The sequence below is a fragment of the Altererythrobacter lutimaris genome, assembly GCF_013371495.1.
Lineage (GTDB): Bacteria > Pseudomonadota > Alphaproteobacteria > Sphingomonadales > Sphingomonadaceae > Erythrobacter > Erythrobacter lutimaris_A.
The window spans coordinates 1423105-1437739 of record NZ_JABWTA010000001.1; the positions used below are offsets into that span (position 1 = coordinate 1423105).

General features: G+C 57.6%; 16 protein-coding genes. 12 read left to right on the plus strand and 4 right to left on the minus strand.

Annotation, left to right across the window (positions count from 1 at the left end; genetic code table 11):
* Positions 1–154: 154 nt before the first annotated feature.
* Both HUO12_RS06920 and HUO12_RS06925 read left to right on the plus strand, forming a co-directional pair.
* Positions 155–811: an alpha/beta hydrolase gene (locus HUO12_RS06920; RefSeq protein ID WP_176272883.1), complete on the plus strand. Its 657-nt coding sequence runs from the start codon at positions 155–157 to the stop codon at positions 809–811.
* Between the two features lie 219 nt (positions 812–1030).
* A complete protein-coding gene (locus HUO12_RS06925) occupies positions 1031–1705 on the plus strand; it encodes an energy transducer TonB (RefSeq protein WP_176272884.1) in 675 nt (224 codons plus the stop codon).
* Between the two features lie 18 nt (positions 1706–1723).
* Here the strand turns inward: HUO12_RS06925 and HUO12_RS06930 are convergent, their stop codons facing one another.
* Entirely contained in the window at positions 1724–1924 is a 201-nt protein-coding gene (locus tag HUO12_RS06930; RefSeq protein WP_176272885.1) for a hypothetical protein, read from the minus strand.
* Between the two features lie 126 nt (positions 1925–2050).
* Here HUO12_RS06930 and HUO12_RS06935 point away from each other — a divergent pair, with 126 nt between their 5' ends.
* The 3 genes from HUO12_RS06935 (at position 2051) to HUO12_RS06945 (ending at position 6051) form a co-directional block, all read left to right on the plus strand.
* On the plus strand, positions 2051–2416 hold the full coding sequence (locus HUO12_RS06935) for a DUF3597 domain-containing protein (RefSeq protein ID WP_176272886.1): 366 nt from the start codon (positions 2051–2053) through the stop codon (positions 2414–2416).
* 67 nt (positions 2417–2483) lie between these two features.
* Positions 2484–4349, plus strand: coding sequence for a DUF885 domain-containing protein (locus tag HUO12_RS06940; RefSeq protein ID WP_176272887.1), 1866 nt, complete (start codon positions 2484–2486; stop codon positions 4347–4349).
* A 124-nt stretch (positions 4350–4473) separates the two neighbouring features.
* Positions 4474–6051, plus strand: coding sequence for a DUF1570 domain-containing protein (locus HUO12_RS06945; RefSeq protein WP_176272888.1), 1578 nt, complete (start codon positions 4474–4476; stop codon positions 6049–6051).
* 302 nt (positions 6052–6353) lie between these two features.
* Here HUO12_RS06945 and HUO12_RS06950 read toward each other — a convergent pair whose 3' ends face one another.
* The 3 genes from HUO12_RS06950 to HUO12_RS06960 all read right to left on the minus strand — a co-directional run bounded on the left by HUO12_RS06950 (position 6354) and on the right by HUO12_RS06960 (position 9078).
* Positions 6354–6920 (minus strand): DUF937 domain-containing protein, encoded by a 567-nt coding sequence (locus HUO12_RS06950; protein ID WP_176272889.1) that lies wholly within the window; start codon positions 6918–6920, stop codon positions 6354–6356.
* Positions 6921–6944: 24 nt separating this feature from the next.
* A complete protein-coding gene (locus HUO12_RS06955) occupies positions 6945–7301 on the minus strand; it encodes a hypothetical protein (protein WP_176272890.1) in 357 nt (118 codons plus the stop codon).
* A gap of 172 nt (positions 7302–7473) precedes the next feature.
* Entirely contained in the window at positions 7474–9078 is a 1605-nt protein-coding gene (locus tag HUO12_RS06960) for a phosphoenolpyruvate carboxykinase (RefSeq protein ID WP_332310382.1), read from the minus strand.
* A 226-nt stretch (positions 9079–9304) separates the two neighbouring features.
* On the opposite strand from HUO12_RS06960, the gene HUO12_RS06965 reads away from it, so the two are divergent.
* The 7 genes from HUO12_RS06965 (at position 9305) to HUO12_RS06995 (ending at position 14635) form a co-directional block, all read left to right on the plus strand.
* A complete protein-coding gene (locus HUO12_RS06965) occupies positions 9305–10087 on the plus strand; it encodes a response regulator transcription factor (RefSeq protein WP_176272892.1) in 783 nt (260 codons plus the stop codon).
* The gene (locus HUO12_RS06970; protein ID WP_176272893.1) at positions 10080–11648 is read left to right on the plus strand and encodes a sensor histidine kinase; all 1569 of its coding nucleotides are present in this window, start codon (positions 10080–10082) and stop codon (positions 11646–11648) included. Before HUO12_RS06965 ends, HUO12_RS06970 begins: the two co-directional genes overlap by 8 nt.
* Entirely contained in the window at positions 11648–12088 is a 441-nt protein-coding gene (locus tag HUO12_RS06975) for an HPr kinase/phosphorylase (RefSeq protein WP_176272894.1), read from the plus strand. The genes HUO12_RS06970 and HUO12_RS06975 overlap by 1 nt, the downstream gene beginning before the upstream one ends.
* The gene (gene rapZ, locus HUO12_RS06980; RefSeq protein WP_176272895.1) at positions 12085–13023 is read left to right on the plus strand and encodes an RNase adapter RapZ; all 939 of its coding nucleotides are present in this window, start codon (positions 12085–12087) and stop codon (positions 13021–13023) included. Before HUO12_RS06975 ends, rapZ begins: the two co-directional genes overlap by 4 nt.
* Before the next feature lie 79 nt (positions 13024–13102).
* The gene (locus HUO12_RS06985; RefSeq protein ID WP_176272896.1) at positions 13103–13534 is read left to right on the plus strand and encodes a PTS sugar transporter subunit IIA; all 432 of its coding nucleotides are present in this window, start codon (positions 13103–13105) and stop codon (positions 13532–13534) included.
* Positions 13531–13809: an HPr family phosphocarrier protein gene (locus tag HUO12_RS06990; protein WP_176272897.1), complete on the plus strand. Its 279-nt coding sequence runs from the start codon at positions 13531–13533 to the stop codon at positions 13807–13809. The genes HUO12_RS06985 and HUO12_RS06990 overlap by 4 nt, the downstream gene beginning before the upstream one ends.
* 4 nt (positions 13810–13813) lie before the next feature.
* On the plus strand, positions 13814–14635 hold the full coding sequence (locus HUO12_RS06995; protein WP_232367332.1) for a TrmH family RNA methyltransferase: 822 nt from the start codon (positions 13814–13816) through the stop codon (positions 14633–14635).

Consider the following 14635-nt stretch of genomic DNA (forward strand, 5'->3'; position numbering starts at 1 on the left):
GTTGCGGCATGATCGAGGTAAATCCGTTCTGTCAAAGCAGCCTTATTGCGAATGATTCTTAAAAAATTGCAGAATGTTACTAGCCACTCTATAGAGCACTCGATAGCTCGTACCAGCCGGTACTTAGCTTAACTCATTTCACAAGGTTCCAGCGATGCCATCCGTCATCTTTCCCGGCCCAGAAGGCCGTCTTGAAGGTCGTTTCTCTCCGCCGCCGCGCCCGCGCGCGCCTGTCGCGATGATCCTGCATCCGCACCCTGAAGGCGGCGGCACGATGAATGACCGGATTGTGCAGCGCATGTACAAGACGTTTGCGGATCGCGGCTTTGCGACGCTGCGCTTCAACTTTCGCGGTGTGGGCCGCAGCCAGGGCAGCTTTGACAATGGCATTGGCGAGTTGTCGGATGCAGCGTCGGCGCTAGACTGGGTCCAGTCGATCCACCCTGAGGCGCAAACGACCTGGGTCGCTGGCTACAGCTTTGGCGCGCTCATCGGTATGCAATTGCTGATGCGGCGTCCGGAAGTGCGCGGCTTTATCTCTGTCGCGCCGCCCGCCAACATGTACGACTTCAGCTTCCTTGCGCCTTGCCCTGCCAGTGGCATCTTCATCCAGGGTGCGAATGACACTGTGGTCCAGCCGAGCGCTGTGCAGAAGCTGGTCGACAAGCTTCGCACGCAAAAGCACATCACGATCCACCACGAAGAGATACCTCGCGCCAACCATTTCTTCGAAAATGAAATCGAAGATCTGATGGGTTCAGTCGACAATTATCTCAATTTCCGTCTGGATCCGGATTGCCCGATCAAGTGAGGCATTCGCGCTGAAAGTTAGCCTTCAGCGGCTCACTTTTTGTCCATCGCAGGCCTTTGAAAACAGCGCGTTTCGCGGTGCAATTGCGCCTGCGGAAAATGTCGTAATTTTACAATCGCCCAGTGATGTTGTAACATTGCAAATATGGAGTCGCAGTAAAAAGCAATAATTTGGTGGCTCCTTAAAACCTATTGGAGAGTTGCCTTAAGGAGTAATCATATGGCTTACGCAGACGCACAGACCGTGCAGCAGAAGTCAGCAGGCATTGCAGGCGCAGCAATTGCGCATGTCGCGATTGGCGGACTGATTGTGGTCGGCCTGACAGTCACCGGAACCATGCCTGACATCATCGATGATGGCCCCATCGATGTGTTTGACGTGAAGGACCCAATCCCGCCTGTGCCACCTGACACGCCGCCTGAGCCGAAGCCGGATACGCCGCCGGTACAGAATGATCCCTTCGTGCCGGACCCGATCATCCCGATCAGCAACAACAAACCATTTGAGCTGACTATTCCTGATCTTCCGCCACCGCGGCCAATTGAATTCGTTATCCCGCGGCCGACCCCCGACCCCACTCCCGGTCTCGGCGCAATCCAGCCCGTCGCCGCGGTCCCGCGCAATGATCCAGGGCGTTGGATTACCGACAGCGACTATAAGAGCCGCTGGATCCGTGAAGGCATGACCGGAAGCGCGACCTTCAAGCTCGACATAAGCGCGAGCGGAACGGTCGAGAATTGTTCCATCACGCGATCCAGCGGGCATGCAGCGCTGGACCAGGCAACTTGTTCGCTGATAGAACGGCGCGCACGGTTCAATCCCGCCAAGGCCAGCGACGGCTCACCTACAAGCGGCGTTTATTCCAGCTCGATCCGCTGGCGAATTCCTGACTAGGGCTGCTTACCCCCTGCCCTAGTCTTCTGCGATCTTGTCGACGGGCGCTTCCCCATCGCTCGTCGGCACGGTCCAGATGGCAACATTGCCAATCGCAATTACTGCTAGCAGCACCATCAGCAGAGGTTGCTTCATTTGGCCGGTGCGGCGCCAATAGACAAACGCACCGGCGATCAGCGCGCCAGCTGCCAGCATCACTATGGAGAGAACCACATTCATGGTGCTGCCCTATCTCATTGACGTCCCGCGTAGGCAAGAGCGTGACGCCATTGATCTCCTTCCGCTTGCATTGTTCTAGAATCCTGTAAGACTGTGGCCCGATCAATCGCAAGAGAGGGACATACAATGGGAATTTTCAGTTCAATCAAGAACGCTATCTTTGGTGATGACGACACGGAAGAAACGGTCATCGCTCCAGCTGACAAGCCCGCAGCAGCGCCCGCTAGCCCGCCGCCTACAACCGTTGTCAATGTAGAAGACCGGCTCGACGCGATGGACGGCGCAGACAAGCTCAATTGGCGCACGTCGATTGTCGATCTGATGAAATTGATCGGCGTCGATTCCAGCTATGGCAATCGCAAGGAGCTTGCGCAGGAGCTTGGCCGGACAGACTATTCCGGTTCAGCCGAAGACAATATCTGGCTCCACAAAGTGACCATGCAGCATCTGGCGCTGAATGGCGGGAAAGTGCCTGACCAGTTCATGGACTGAGGACAACTGATCGCTGATCGGTCTGCGGCCTGTTGACACAGTGGGGCTGCGGATTAGACGCACAGAAATGTCGGATTTATACAAATCAATCACACGCCGCCAATCCCTTAAAGCCATCGGCGCAGGGGTTGGCGGCGTTTCCATGTTCGCTCTCCTGCCGGGATGTTCGGATCTGCTTGGCAACAGTGCTGGCTCCGCAGGCGCAGATGAGCTGCTCGGCCGCATCGCGTGGAATCTGCTTGAACTCAATCCGGCGAGCGCAACGAGCACCGGCGTTGATACTGGCGACAAGGCCTATCTGCGCGGCGAACTTGGTGGTTCGTCGCCAGAGGCAATCGCGACCCTCACTGCAACGCTGCGTGAAGATCGCGACGCTGCGCGAAGTCTCTCCCATGACGGGCTGAGCGCTGACCAGATCACCAGCCTTGAGGTAGTAGACAGCGCATACACCACTGCACTGGAAGGCTTGGCTCTTCCCTATGGCGACGTCGCTGTCGGCGGATGGCGCAACACACCCTATGTCGTTGCACAAAATGTCGGCGCTTATATCGACTTCCCGCGCTTCTTTGATGCGACACAGCCGGTGAAGACCGAGGAAGATGTGGAGGCCTATCTGTCGCGTCTCGGCCAGGTCGAGACCGTGCTCGATGGCGAGCTGGAGCGAATGAAGGAAGCACGCGCAAAAGGCTTGGTCCTGCCGGACTTTCTCCTCGACGCCACCATCGCGCAAATGGAAAGCGCGCTCACGAATGCGCTTGAAAGCGACACCTATTCCGCTCCGCTTGCCCGCGGTATTGTCGAAAATCTCGGCGAAGAAGCGTTGGATGAACGCGCGGACGAGGCTGCCAGGATCTCGCAGGACAGCATCGCCCCTGCCCTTGCCCGCCAGCTTGAAGAGCTGAAAAGCCAGCGCGCTGATGCGAAATCCGATCCCGGCATCTGGGCGCAACCGCAAGGCGAGGAGTGGTACAATTGGGTGCTGAAAGCAACCACCACCACCAGCCTCTCGCCCGATGAAATCCACGAGATCGGCCTTACTGAACTTGACGAGCTGCACGCGCAGATGGACCCGATTCTGCAAGAGATCGGCTATACGCAAGGGTCGGTCGGCGAGCGCATGCAAGCCTTAGGCAAAGACCCGCGCTATCAGTTTGCGGAAGGCGATCCGGGCCGCGAAGAGATTATGGATTTCATCTGGGAGCAGATCAACTGGGTCAAAGGCGAGATGCCGCGCGCATTCAACACGCTGGTCGACCCGCCGCTCGAAGTGCGCCGTATCCCGCCAGCTGAGGAACCGGGCGCACCAGGTGCCTATGGCGGAGCGCCTAGCAAGGACGGCTCCATCCCCGGTCGCTTCTGGATCAATCTGCGCACGACCGACCTGCACCGGCGCTATGACATTCCCGACCTCACCTTCCACGAAGCCATTCCCGGCCATGTGTGGGAAGGCGAATACTCCAACCGTTTGCCGCTGATCCGCACGCTGCTCGGCTTTGGCTCGTTCAGCGAAGGCTGGGCTCTCTATGCGCAGCAATTGGCAGACGAGCTTGGCGCATATGACGACTTCAAGGTTGGCCGTCTCGGCTATCTGCAGAGCCTCGCCTTCCGTGCGTGCCGCCTGGTGGTCGACACCGGCCTCCACCACAAACGCTGGAGCCGCGAGCAAGCGCGCCAGTTCTTTGTCGAGCGCAACGGCTCCAATATCGAGGATGTACGCGGTGAAGTGGACCGCTATTGCAGCTGGGTCGGACAAGCTTGCAGCTACAAGATCGGGCATAGCGAAATCGTGCGGCAACGTGGCCGAGCCGAGACCGAACTGGCCGAAGCTTACGACTTCAAGGCATTCAACGACGCGGTTATCCTCGGCGGCAATGTCCCGCTCGATGTGCTCGCCAAGAATGTCGATCGATACATCGCGGGGGCGCAAGCCTGATTGCTCCATATCGGTACCAAGCTGCTGAGATGACGAGAATTTACTAGTCATCGCCCGCTACAACCGTATTCTCCTAAAGGAATGCAGGTGTTCAGGCCTGCGAAGGGGCAAACGGGGGTTTCCAATGCTGGGTCGCATTTTCACGGTATTTGTGGGGGCGCTTGCGCTCGTTTTAAGCGCATCGCCATTGCATGCCCGGTGGTATGAAGCCCCTAGTGAGCATTTCGTACTTTATGCCGACACACGCGGAGAGGATCTGCGCGAATTTGGCGAGATGCTCGAACGCTTCCATGCCGCGATGGAGCTGGAAACCGGATGGAAGCTACCCACCCCCAGCCCTTCAAACCGCCTCACCGTGTACATGGTCGGCAGCTACGATGACCTGCGCATGCTGCATTCCGGCTCGCGAAACTCGCGAGTGGGTGGCTTCTACATTCCGCGCGCAGAAGGCTCTGTCGCCTTCGTTCCGAACATCCGGATTTCGAATGAGGGCACTGATTTTGCTCAGACCGTTCTTCTACACGAATATGCGCATCACTTCCTGATCAGTGCCTCGCGCAATGCCATGCCGCGCTGGTTTAGCGAAGGGGCAGCTGAATACTTTGCTTCGTCCCGCTTCAATCCCGATGGATCGGTTTATCTCGGTTGGCCCAACAACGATCGCGCCTATGAGATCAGTCAGGCGGCCGAGGTCAGTCTGGCTGAGCTGCTGGACTATGAATTGTATCGCGAGAACCGCAAAGGCAGCCGCCGTTACGATGCGTTTTACGGGCGTAGCTGGTTGTTATTCCACTATCTCGGCATGAACCGTGAGCGCTCAGGACAGCTCGAGGCTTACTGGCAGGCGGTGTCATCGGGACTTGAGTCGACTGAAGCTGCTGAGCAGGTCTTCGGCGATCTCGATCAACTGGAAAACGAGCTTTCCCGTTACGGACGCCAACGCAATATGAAGGCGATCCGCTTCACAGCCGATCAGATTAGCATCGGACCAGTAAGCCTGCGCGAAATATCCGAAGGCCATGCCGCAGCGATGCCGGTCATCCTGAAGGCCAAGCGCGGAGTAAGTTCCGACGATGCGCCGGATGTTGTGGCTGAAGCGCGCGCGATCGTAGCGGAGCATCCTGGCGATCCCTGGGCCCTATCGGCGCTTGCGGAAGCAGAATATGATGCCGGCAATGATGCCGAAGCTATCGCGGCTGCAGACAGGGCCCTGGCTATCGATCCTGATCACAAGAGCGCGCTTGTCCAAAAGGGCAAGGCGCAGTTTCGTGCAGCCGAGGATGCGGAGAACGTAACCGCTGCAGTGCAAGCCGCGATGAAGCCGTTTCAACGCTTGAACAAGCTGGAGGCCGATCACACGCAACCGCTCATTCACTATTATAGAGCGTATACTGTGCGAGGTGTGAAACCACCTGAACCTGCTCGGCATGCTCTTGAACGTGCCTTGCAACTTGCCCCCTTCGACCACGGGCTCGCCATGCAGACAGCGGTGTCGCTGGCTTCGGAAGGCAAGATCGACCTTGCGCGCTATGTGCTGGGACCGGTCGCCGCCAATCCCCATGGCGGACGTCTCGCAGGTCAGGCGACGGCGTTCGATGACGCGCTTGCTAATGTGCCTGAAGGCCGCCCAGTGAGCTTCTCCTCGATCGTGACCGAGGAAAGCGAGCCAGATGCTGACAGCGATCAGGACAATGACAGCTGAGCGCTGATCCAATTTCGGACCGGAAGCCGATGCACTTCTGACCGAAGAAAGCTTTCCGGGCTTCCCGTCTACAGAAATTTCCTACTTTCGCTGTGCGCGATAGCCTGGCAGCGATGACCGCTGCACTGTCCCCGATTACCACAGCCAAGCTCTCACCCCCTGCTGAACAGCGTGAAGAGGTGCGGGCAAAAGCGCCTGTGATACCCCGCTCCCGGAAAGTCACACTTTCCCCCGCTCTCACCGAGGTAAAACCGTGTTTCGAAAAACGCGCTGAGCGTATCGCTCCATGCGCATCAAAGAGCCTAACGGCTGGCCAGCCCGCCGATGATCGATCCGAGAATACCCCCCATCGGGCTGCCGTTTCCAACGCCGCCGGATGCCGGTGCATCGCCGCCGCCCATGGCTTGCTTGGCCATATAGCCGGCGACCGCCATGGTGAGGATCGGAAGCATCTTCTTCAAAATGCCTTCATCGATACCTGTGATGGATGATACTTCGCCTGCAACTGAGCGGCTGACATCCTTGCTGCCAAAGATGTTGCCAAGGATGTCATTGCCTTGCTGGACAGGCGTCGGACTCTGGCCAAGCACGGCATCGAGCAGACCGCCTCCCAATGCGCCACCGAGCGCGCCTCCCAGACCGCTAGACTGGCTAGCACCGCCTCCGCCGAGGATTGCACCTGCCAGGCTACCCAACCCGCCCATGGGATCAGGTGTTGTCGTTCCGCCAGTCGTACTACGCCCCATTCCAGCGACAATCGCCGGAAGCAATGCGCCGGCACCGGTCCGAGCCATACCCGGATCGATATTCAACTCGCGCGCAATGCTGTCGATAGCTCCGGTTTGCTGGAGCATCTGTGCCAGGCTCATGATTCGCCCCTCTTTCTGTCAGTTTCAGTTCTTGCCGAACAACCCTTTTGCCATACCGGCTATATCGTCGAGCGCGTTTCCATCGCCATCCCGATCAAGCAAATCCATGAAAGAGGAAGGATCGTCCTTGATCGCGCTGGCGAACTGCATCAGCGATCCTTCACCGCCGATTTGTTCAACGATCTGATTGAGGACGCCGGAATCAAGGCCTGTCTTCGCGGACGCCAGTTCCACTGTGTCGCCTTGCATCTGGTGAGTCTGGCCCAGTGTCGCGATCGCCTTTTCCGCCATGGCTGGATCAATCCCGACCTTTGCCGCGAGATTGGCCACATCATCTGGCGCTCCGCCAATGTTCTTTAGAATTCCATCGAGCATGCTCATTGTCTGTCTCTCCACTGTGAATGAAGCGGTGAGGCTAAGCGTATGCCGTCACAATGAAAAGGAGGAATCGCGCCATTCATCGCGATGGAGTTACACTCGGAACGAAAAAGCCCCGCTCCAGCCTTGTGGCCGGGCGGGACTCTCCTCTCCAACTCGGAAATTGGTTTTGCGCTTAAGCGGCCACTGGTGTGTTCGGTGCAGCTTGGCGGACGCCTTCATCCACATGCGCTTCAAAGTCGGCAAAATTGTCGACGAACAGACGCACCAGCTTTTCAGCTGTGCGGTCGTACTCGTCCTTGTCCGCCCAGGTGGAACGCGGATCAAGGATCGCATCATCGACGCCAGGCACAGCGATCGGCACTTCGAACCCGAAATTCGGATCCTTGCGGAACTCGACATCGTTCAAGCTGCCATCGAGCGCTGCATTGAGAAGCGCACGAGTAGCTTTGATCGGCATACGGTTGCCCACGCCATACTTGCCTCCGGTCCAGCCGGTATTGACGAGCCAGCACTGCACGCCGCCTTCTGCAATGCGCTTCTTCAGGAGGTTGCCATAGACACTCGGATGGCGCGGCATGAACGGCGCGCCGAAGCACGTGCTGAATGTTGCTTCCGGCTCAGTCACGCCGATCTCAGTGCCCGCCACCTTGGCGGTGTAGCCCGACAGGAAGTGATACATTGCCTGCTCTGGCGTCAGGCGCGCAATCGGAGGAAGCACGCCAAAGGCATCAGCTGTGAGCATGATGACATTGCTGGGCGCAGGGCCAAGGTTCTTTTCCGAAGTGTTCGGGATGAAATCGAGCGGGTAAGCACCGCGAGTATTCTCAGCGAGCGAATTGTCGTCAAAGTCGAGATCGCGGGTCACTGGATCCATCACGACATTTTCCAGCACAGTGCCAAAGCGCCGCGTCGTCGCGTAAATCTCAGGCTCCGCTTCTTCTGACAAGCGGATCATCTTCGCATAGCAGCCACCTTCGAAATTGAAGACTGCATCGTCCGACCAGCCATGCTCGTCATCGCCAATCAGGGTACGGCTCGCATCTGCGCTGAGCGTTGTCTTGCCGGTGCCGGAAAGACCGAAGAACACAGCGGTTTTGCCGTCGGGGCCGATATTGGCCGAGCAGTGCATCGGCATTACGCCTTTGGTCGGCAGCAGATAATTGAGAATGCCAAAGACACTCTTCTTCATCTCACCTGCGTACCGGGTTCCGCCGATCAGTACCAGTTTCTCGGACAGGTTCACTGCGATCACAGTCTCGCTGCGCGTGCCGTGACGTTCCGGATCGGCCTTGAAGCTCGGCAGATCGATGATGGTGTATTCCGGCGCGAAGTCTGCAAGTTCGGTCAGTTCAGGACGCACCAGCATCGTACGAATGAACAGGTTATGCCATGCGAATTCATTGATGACGCGCACATTGACGCGGTGTGCTGGCTGCGAACCACCAAACAGATCAGCGACGAACAGTGTGTCTTTCTCGGCCAGAGCTGCGAGGAAATCCTCTTTCAGCGCAGCAAAATGCGCAGGATCCATCGCCACATTGGTTTTGCCCCACCATACCGAATCGGCTGTTTCGGCATCTTTGACAATAAACTTGTCATTGGCACTGCGACCGGTGTGCTTGCCGGTTTCGACCACAAGCGAGCCATACTTTGAAAGCTTCCCTTCTCCGCGAGCAATGGACTGCTCCACCAGCTCTGCCGAGCCGAGGTTTGGAAAAATTTCTGCTTTGGTTTCAAAGCCCTGCTCTGTCAGCGAATGGGCAAGCGAAGTGGTCACGCAACTCTCCATAAGGATTGGGTCACAAGGGTAAATGCGATGCGATGCGGCGTTATTTTCTCTCTTGCGACCAGCGCCTGCATACGAATGCACGGTTTCACAAGTGCATAGTTTGCGGCCACTCTTGCGTCAAACGCCGATGGGGATATTTGCGCCGATCAGCTCCTTTTTGAGACACGAGTTACAATTGTCTCAAAGCCCGCGAACGGCTAGATCAATTCCAGACATGACAAGTGCTTCCAATCTGAATGAGCCGAGCAGCTCCGATGCGGCGCCAGAACGGCCCTCCAAATCGGATAGTGATTATGTAATCGCGCTTGTCGATGATGATCGCAACATCCTCACAACGGTCTCTATCGCGCTGCAGGCTGAAGGCTTTGTAACGCGGATTTACTCTGATGGAGAAACCGCGCTTAAGGCCTTGCTCGACAATCCCCCTGACTTGGCTGTGTTCGACATCAAGATGCCGAAGATGGACGGCCTTGAATTGCTTGCCCGAGTTCGCGCTGAGTCTGCGATGCCGGTAATCTTTCTCACCAGCAAAGATGATGAAAGCGATGAGGAACGCGGGCTCGAGCTGGGCGCGGACGACTATATTGCGAAGCCTTTCAGCTTGCGCCTTCTGCTCGCGCGCATTCGCGCAATTCTGCGCCGGGCAACGCCAGAGCGTGGCTCAGCCGATGCCACCGAAAGTGAAGCGGTTGGCCCAAGCCTGACCAGGGGACGCCTTTTCATGGACCCGGCACGCCACCACGTCACTTGGGACGGTCAACCGGTTTCACTGACCGTCACGGAGTTCCTGATACTCGAAGCGCTTGCTGCAAGGCCCGGTGTCATCAAGAGCCGCAACCAGCTGATGGATGCCGCTTATCCCGATGATATCTTCGTCGATGACAGGACGGTGGACAGCCACATAAAACGGATGCGGCGCAAGTTCCGACAAGTGGACAGAGAGTTCCAGGCAATCGAGACTCTCTACGGTGCGGGTTACAGCTACACCGATGGTTGATCCATCTGGTTCAAGTCTCGCGCCCTCGAGAAACGAGCGCCCGACTTGGGCAGGCCGTTTCTCGCTGACATCGCGAATTCTAATGGTGAACCTGCTTCCGCTTGTCTTGCTCGGCGGCGGGTTGTTTTATCTCGATACCTACCGCACGCAGCTGATAAACGAACGCTTCAAACTGGCGCGTATCGAAGCGCAGATCACAGCGGAAGCGCTTGCCGGTGCGACCCGCGCCCGTCAGGAGGCCTTGCTGGTTCAAATCGGGCGCGAGCAGCGCATGCGGCTGCGTATGTTCGATGCTGAGGGCTTGCTTTGGGCGGACAGTTTCGCGCTTGATGAACCTGGTTTCACATTCGAGGATATTAGCGACGATACGTGGGACCAACGCTTCGCACGTTGGCTCGACCGTACGATTGACACAATTGTCAGCGCTGAAGCTGTCACTGATTATGTCGAGCATGAAGCTCAAACCGCTGAGGCATGGGACGAGGTCGTACGCGCACGCGAAGAAGGCGTGACGCAAGTGACGCTTTACGATTGGGTGGATGGAACGCCCGTGATCACCGCGGCTGCACCAGTGGGATTGAATGGCGCAACGCTGCTGACCACACGAAATGCAGTCGACATTACAGAGGCGGTTCGCGCTGCACGGTCGAGCCTCGTGGTGGCTGTCCTGTTCGTACTGTTAGGCTCCATTCTCTTGTCGCTGTTCCTCGCACGAACAATCGTGACTCCTTTGAAACAACTCTCCGGCGCGGCTGCCCGCGTGCGACAAGGCCGGGATCGCGATGTCGAGGTTCCTCGCCTGCCAGAACGCGATGATGAGATTGGAGTCCTTGCCCGCTCGGTGTCCGACATGACCGGGGCATTGCGTCACAGGATTGACGCAGTGGATCATTTTGCGGCCGACGTGGCTCACGAGATCAAAAACCCGCTTGCAAGCTTGCGGAGCGCGATTGAGTCCTTGCCGCGTGTCGACGACGCCCAGCTTCGCGACCAGCTTACGGGAATTGCGACGCACGATGTGCGCCGGATCGATCGCTTGGTCACAGAAATCTCCGAAGCGAGCCGGATTGACGCTGAAATATCCCGCGCCACGATGGAGAACTTCGATCTTGAAAAACTGGTTGAAGCAATCATCGGCAGCCGCGAAGCGCGAGCGGAAAATCAGGATAACCGTGTCGCTTTGAGCATTAGTGGTCCGGCTCCCATTATCAGTGGAGTGCCGGTGCGGATCGAGCGGGTGATCGAGAACCTCCTCGACAATGCAGTATCATTCAATCCGCCATCCAAGCCGATTGAGGTCTCAATCTCGACGACCGCGAACGACGTACAATTGACAGTTTGCGACAATGGGCCGGGTATCCCTGAGGGTGCGCGAGAAAAGGTGTTTCTTCGCTTTCACTCGGTGCGGCCATCGGAGGAAGACTTTGGCAATCACTCAGGTCTCGGCCTTGCGATCGCCCGGGCGATTGCTGAAGCGCATTATGGCTCTCTAATTGCAGAGGCTCGAGCGGATGGCGCGCGTGGGGCGTGCATGAAGCTCACTCTCCCCCGCGCGCTCTGATGACTGAAACTCACCAGACCATGCAAGCGAGTGCCGTCTCGATTGGCGGTCGCGCCGTATTGATCAGAGGCGCGCCAGGCTCAGGCAAATCAAGCTTGGCCTTAGCGCTGATTGATCGCGGCGCAGAACTGATCGGAGATGATGGCGTATCGTTGGAATGGACCGGCAATCGTGTAGTCGCTTCGCCGCCGCCCAATATCGCAGGATTGCTAGAGATTCGCGGCGTTGGGATTGCGGAGTTTGTTAGCGTAAGCGCGCCCGTATCCTTGCTGATTGACTTGGATCGAGAGAGCGAACGCTTGCCTAAAGCCACGGAAACAAAAGACCTACTCGGTTGCGCCATTCCCTGTCTCGCACTGGGAAAGTCCGATCCCAGCTCCTTGCCTTTGCGCGTCGAATGGGGCTTACGCTTGCACGGTCTGCCAAAGGACAGCGTATGACCGGAAACAGTCAACAAGACAGCGAAAGCTTTCTGCAGGATAAGTCACAAAAGCAACGCCTATTGCTGCTGACGGGGCTGTCAGGCGCAGGCAAATCCACCGCGCTTGATGTACTTGAAGATTTGGGATGGGAAGTCATCGATAACTTCCCGACCCGCTTGCTTGAGGGCCTCGTCTCAGGCTCAGACACGCAACCGGGAATGCTCGCAATAGGCTTCGATTCGCGAACAAGAGGTCTCGTCCCTGCTGAAATACTTGCTCTTACAGAACGCTTTTCCGAGCGCGATGATCTGGAAGTTGCAACCTTGTTCATCGACTGCGGCACAGAAGAGCTGGAGCGCCGCTATAATGAGACGCGCCGCCGTCATCCCATGGCGCAGGATCGCCCGGTCAAAGACGGTATCAGAGCGGAGCGCGAATTGCTCGATCCGCTGCGTCAGGCAGCTGATATTTTGATCGAAACGACCACCCTCAACAGTAACGACCTGCAGGCGCATATTCGCAAGATGTTTAGCGGCGCAGGATCAGCGGAATTGACGCTTACCGTCTCCAGCTTCGGATTTGCGCGAGGCATGGCACCGCTAGCAGATCTGGTTTTCGACATGCGGTTTCTCGACAACCCGCATTGGGTGCCTGAACTCAAAGAGCAGACCGGGCTCGACCAGCAGGTCCAGGACCACATCCGGTCTGATCCTGCGTTTAGGGCAGCGTTCGGCGATATCGAAGCCCTGGTCGCAAAGCTACTTCCGCTCTATCAGGCGCAGGGCAAAGGCTACGTCCATGTCGCCTTCGGTTGTACCGGCGGGAGACACCGCTCCGTGTTCTGCGCCGAGCACTTGGCTGAAGGCTTGCGCGGTGCAGGATTTTCGCCCACTGTCCGCCACCGCAATCTTGGATCACGCGCAGCCAATGCCATCGAAGGTGAGGCTCAGTGAGGGTCCGCAGACAATCACGAAAGGCGAGTGCGGCCAATGCCGTTCTTTGGCCTCAGAATAACGGGTTGAAACTCCTCACATGATTGGCTTGATCCTCGTAACGCATGGCGATCTGGCCAAGCATTTTGTCGATGCGATGGAGCACGTCGTTGGCAAGCAGAAAGCGGTCGCGACTGTCTGCATCGGCCCGAATGACGACATGGAAAAACGTCGCGCGGAGATCGCCAAGGCCATCACGACGGTGGATGGAGGCGCTGGCGTCATCATTCTCACCGACCTATTCGGAGGCACTCCCTCCAATCTTGCGATTTCTTTGCTCGACCGGGGCAAGGTCGAAGTCATTGCGGGGATCAACCTTCCCATGCTCATTCGGCTTGCGGGAGCGCGCGGATCGATGAGTGTACTCGATGCGGTTGAAGCCGCGCAGACCGCCGGACGAAATTACATCACGGTTGCGAGCGAGTTCCTCGGAGCGGAGGATAGCGCTGCCAAAAGCAAGGCCAAGGCGTGAGCGTCGAGCGCAAAACCTGCACTATCGTCAACAAACGCGGGCTTCATGCAAGAGCCAGCGCGAAGTTTGTGGGCGCAGTGAGCGCACTACCGGAAGGCGTCTCCGTCAAAGTGGCTAAGGACAGCAATCACGCCGCCGGGGGATCAATCCTCGGCTTGATGATGCTGGGCGCGGCAAAAGGCGATGATGTAGAGTTGATCGTCGAAGGCGAGAATGCTTCCAATGTGCTGGCAGAGCTCGCAGCGATGGTCGAAGACGGTTTTGGCGAGGAATGAACCAATGACCGCGCCCGGTCAGAACATGCGCCGCGAAATTACAGGCTTCTCAAATCCGACGGTCAAGTTCCTGCGAGGGTTGCGGGAGAAGAAGCATCGCAAGGCGGCAGGCAAATTCCTCGCGGAAGGGCTGCGGCTGCTTACCGATGCGCGCGAATGCGGGCATGTGCCTGAAATGCTTGTGCTTTCATCTGCGCGCGATCCGCATCCCCTGCTTGAAGAGCTGGAGCGAGATGTCATGCAGACGGGCGGAGATGTCATAGAGACTTCGCCAGATATCCTTGCGAAAATCACAGGTAAGTCGAACCCGCAGGCAGTTGCGGGGGTGTTTGCGGAATTCGATACGTCACTCGCAAGCTTGAACAGGGAGAGCGCCAACATCTGGCTTGTCGCTCAGGCGCTGCGAGATCCGGGCAATCTTGGCACGATGCTGCGCACGGGCGATGCTGTGGGCGCTGGCGGACTTATCCTGATCGATGACTGCGCTGATCCTTTTTCCGTGGAAGCCGTACGCGCGAGCATGGGCGCGGTGTTCACGCAGAAGGTTGCGCGAGCGCCATGGAGCGAATTTCACGAATGGCTGAGAGGCGGCAGCGGGCAATTGGTCGCGGCCTCGTTGAGAGACGCGGTTCCATATCGCGGCGCGCCTTACCGGGCTCCGTGCTTCATTCTTGTCGGCAACGAATCACAGGGACTCCCCGAAGAATACGAAGCCGCTTGTGATCTGCATGTAACGATGCCGATGAAAGGCCGAGCGGACAGCCTCAATGCGGCGATGGCGGGCGCAGTGCTGGCCTATGAAGTGCTAGCGAGCTTGGAAGGTTAG

Bases quoted from the DNA above. Each gene is read 5' to 3' on its own strand.
- HUO12_RS06965 (WP_176272892.1), top strand. From the start codon at position 9,305: ATGACAAGTGCTTCCAATCTGAATGAGCCGAGCAGCTCCGATGCGGCG.
- HUO12_RS06975 (WP_176272894.1), top strand. From the start codon at position 11,648: ATGACTGAAACTCACCAGACCATGCAAGCGAGTGCCGTCTCGATTGGC.
- HUO12_RS06945 (WP_176272888.1), top strand. From the start codon at position 4,474: ATGCTGGGTCGCATTTTCACGGTATTTGTGGGGGCGCTTGCGCTCGTT.
- HUO12_RS06925 (WP_176272884.1), top strand. From the start codon at position 1,031: ATGGCTTACGCAGACGCACAGACCGTGCAGCAGAAGTCAGCAGGCATT.
- HUO12_RS06935 (WP_176272886.1), top strand. From the start codon at position 2,051: ATGGGAATTTTCAGTTCAATCAAGAACGCTATCTTTGGTGATGACGAC.
- rapZ (WP_176272895.1), top strand. From the start codon at position 12,085: ATGACCGGAAACAGTCAACAAGACAGCGAAAGCTTTCTGCAGGATAAG.
- HUO12_RS06930 (WP_176272885.1), bottom strand. From the start codon at position 1,924: ATGAATGTGGTTCTCTCCATAGTGATGCTGGCAGCTGGCGCGCTGATC.
- HUO12_RS06950 (WP_176272889.1), bottom strand. From the start codon at position 6,920: ATGAGCCTGGCACAGATGCTCCAGCAAACCGGAGCTATCGACAGCATT.
- HUO12_RS06955 (WP_176272890.1), bottom strand. From the start codon at position 7,301: ATGAGCATGCTCGATGGAATTCTAAAGAACATTGGCGGAGCGCCAGAT.
- HUO12_RS06970 (WP_176272893.1), top strand. From the start codon at position 10,080: ATGGTTGATCCATCTGGTTCAAGTCTCGCGCCCTCGAGAAACGAGCGC.
- HUO12_RS06995 (WP_232367332.1), top strand. From the start codon at position 13,814: ATGACCGCGCCCGGTCAGAACATGCGCCGCGAAATTACAGGCTTCTCA.
- HUO12_RS06985 (WP_176272896.1), top strand. From the start codon at position 13,103: ATGATTGGCTTGATCCTCGTAACGCATGGCGATCTGGCCAAGCATTTT.
- HUO12_RS06920 (WP_176272883.1), top strand. From the start codon at position 155: ATGCCATCCGTCATCTTTCCCGGCCCAGAAGGCCGTCTTGAAGGTCGT.
- HUO12_RS06940 (WP_176272887.1), top strand. From the start codon at position 2,484: ATGTCGGATTTATACAAATCAATCACACGCCGCCAATCCCTTAAAGCC.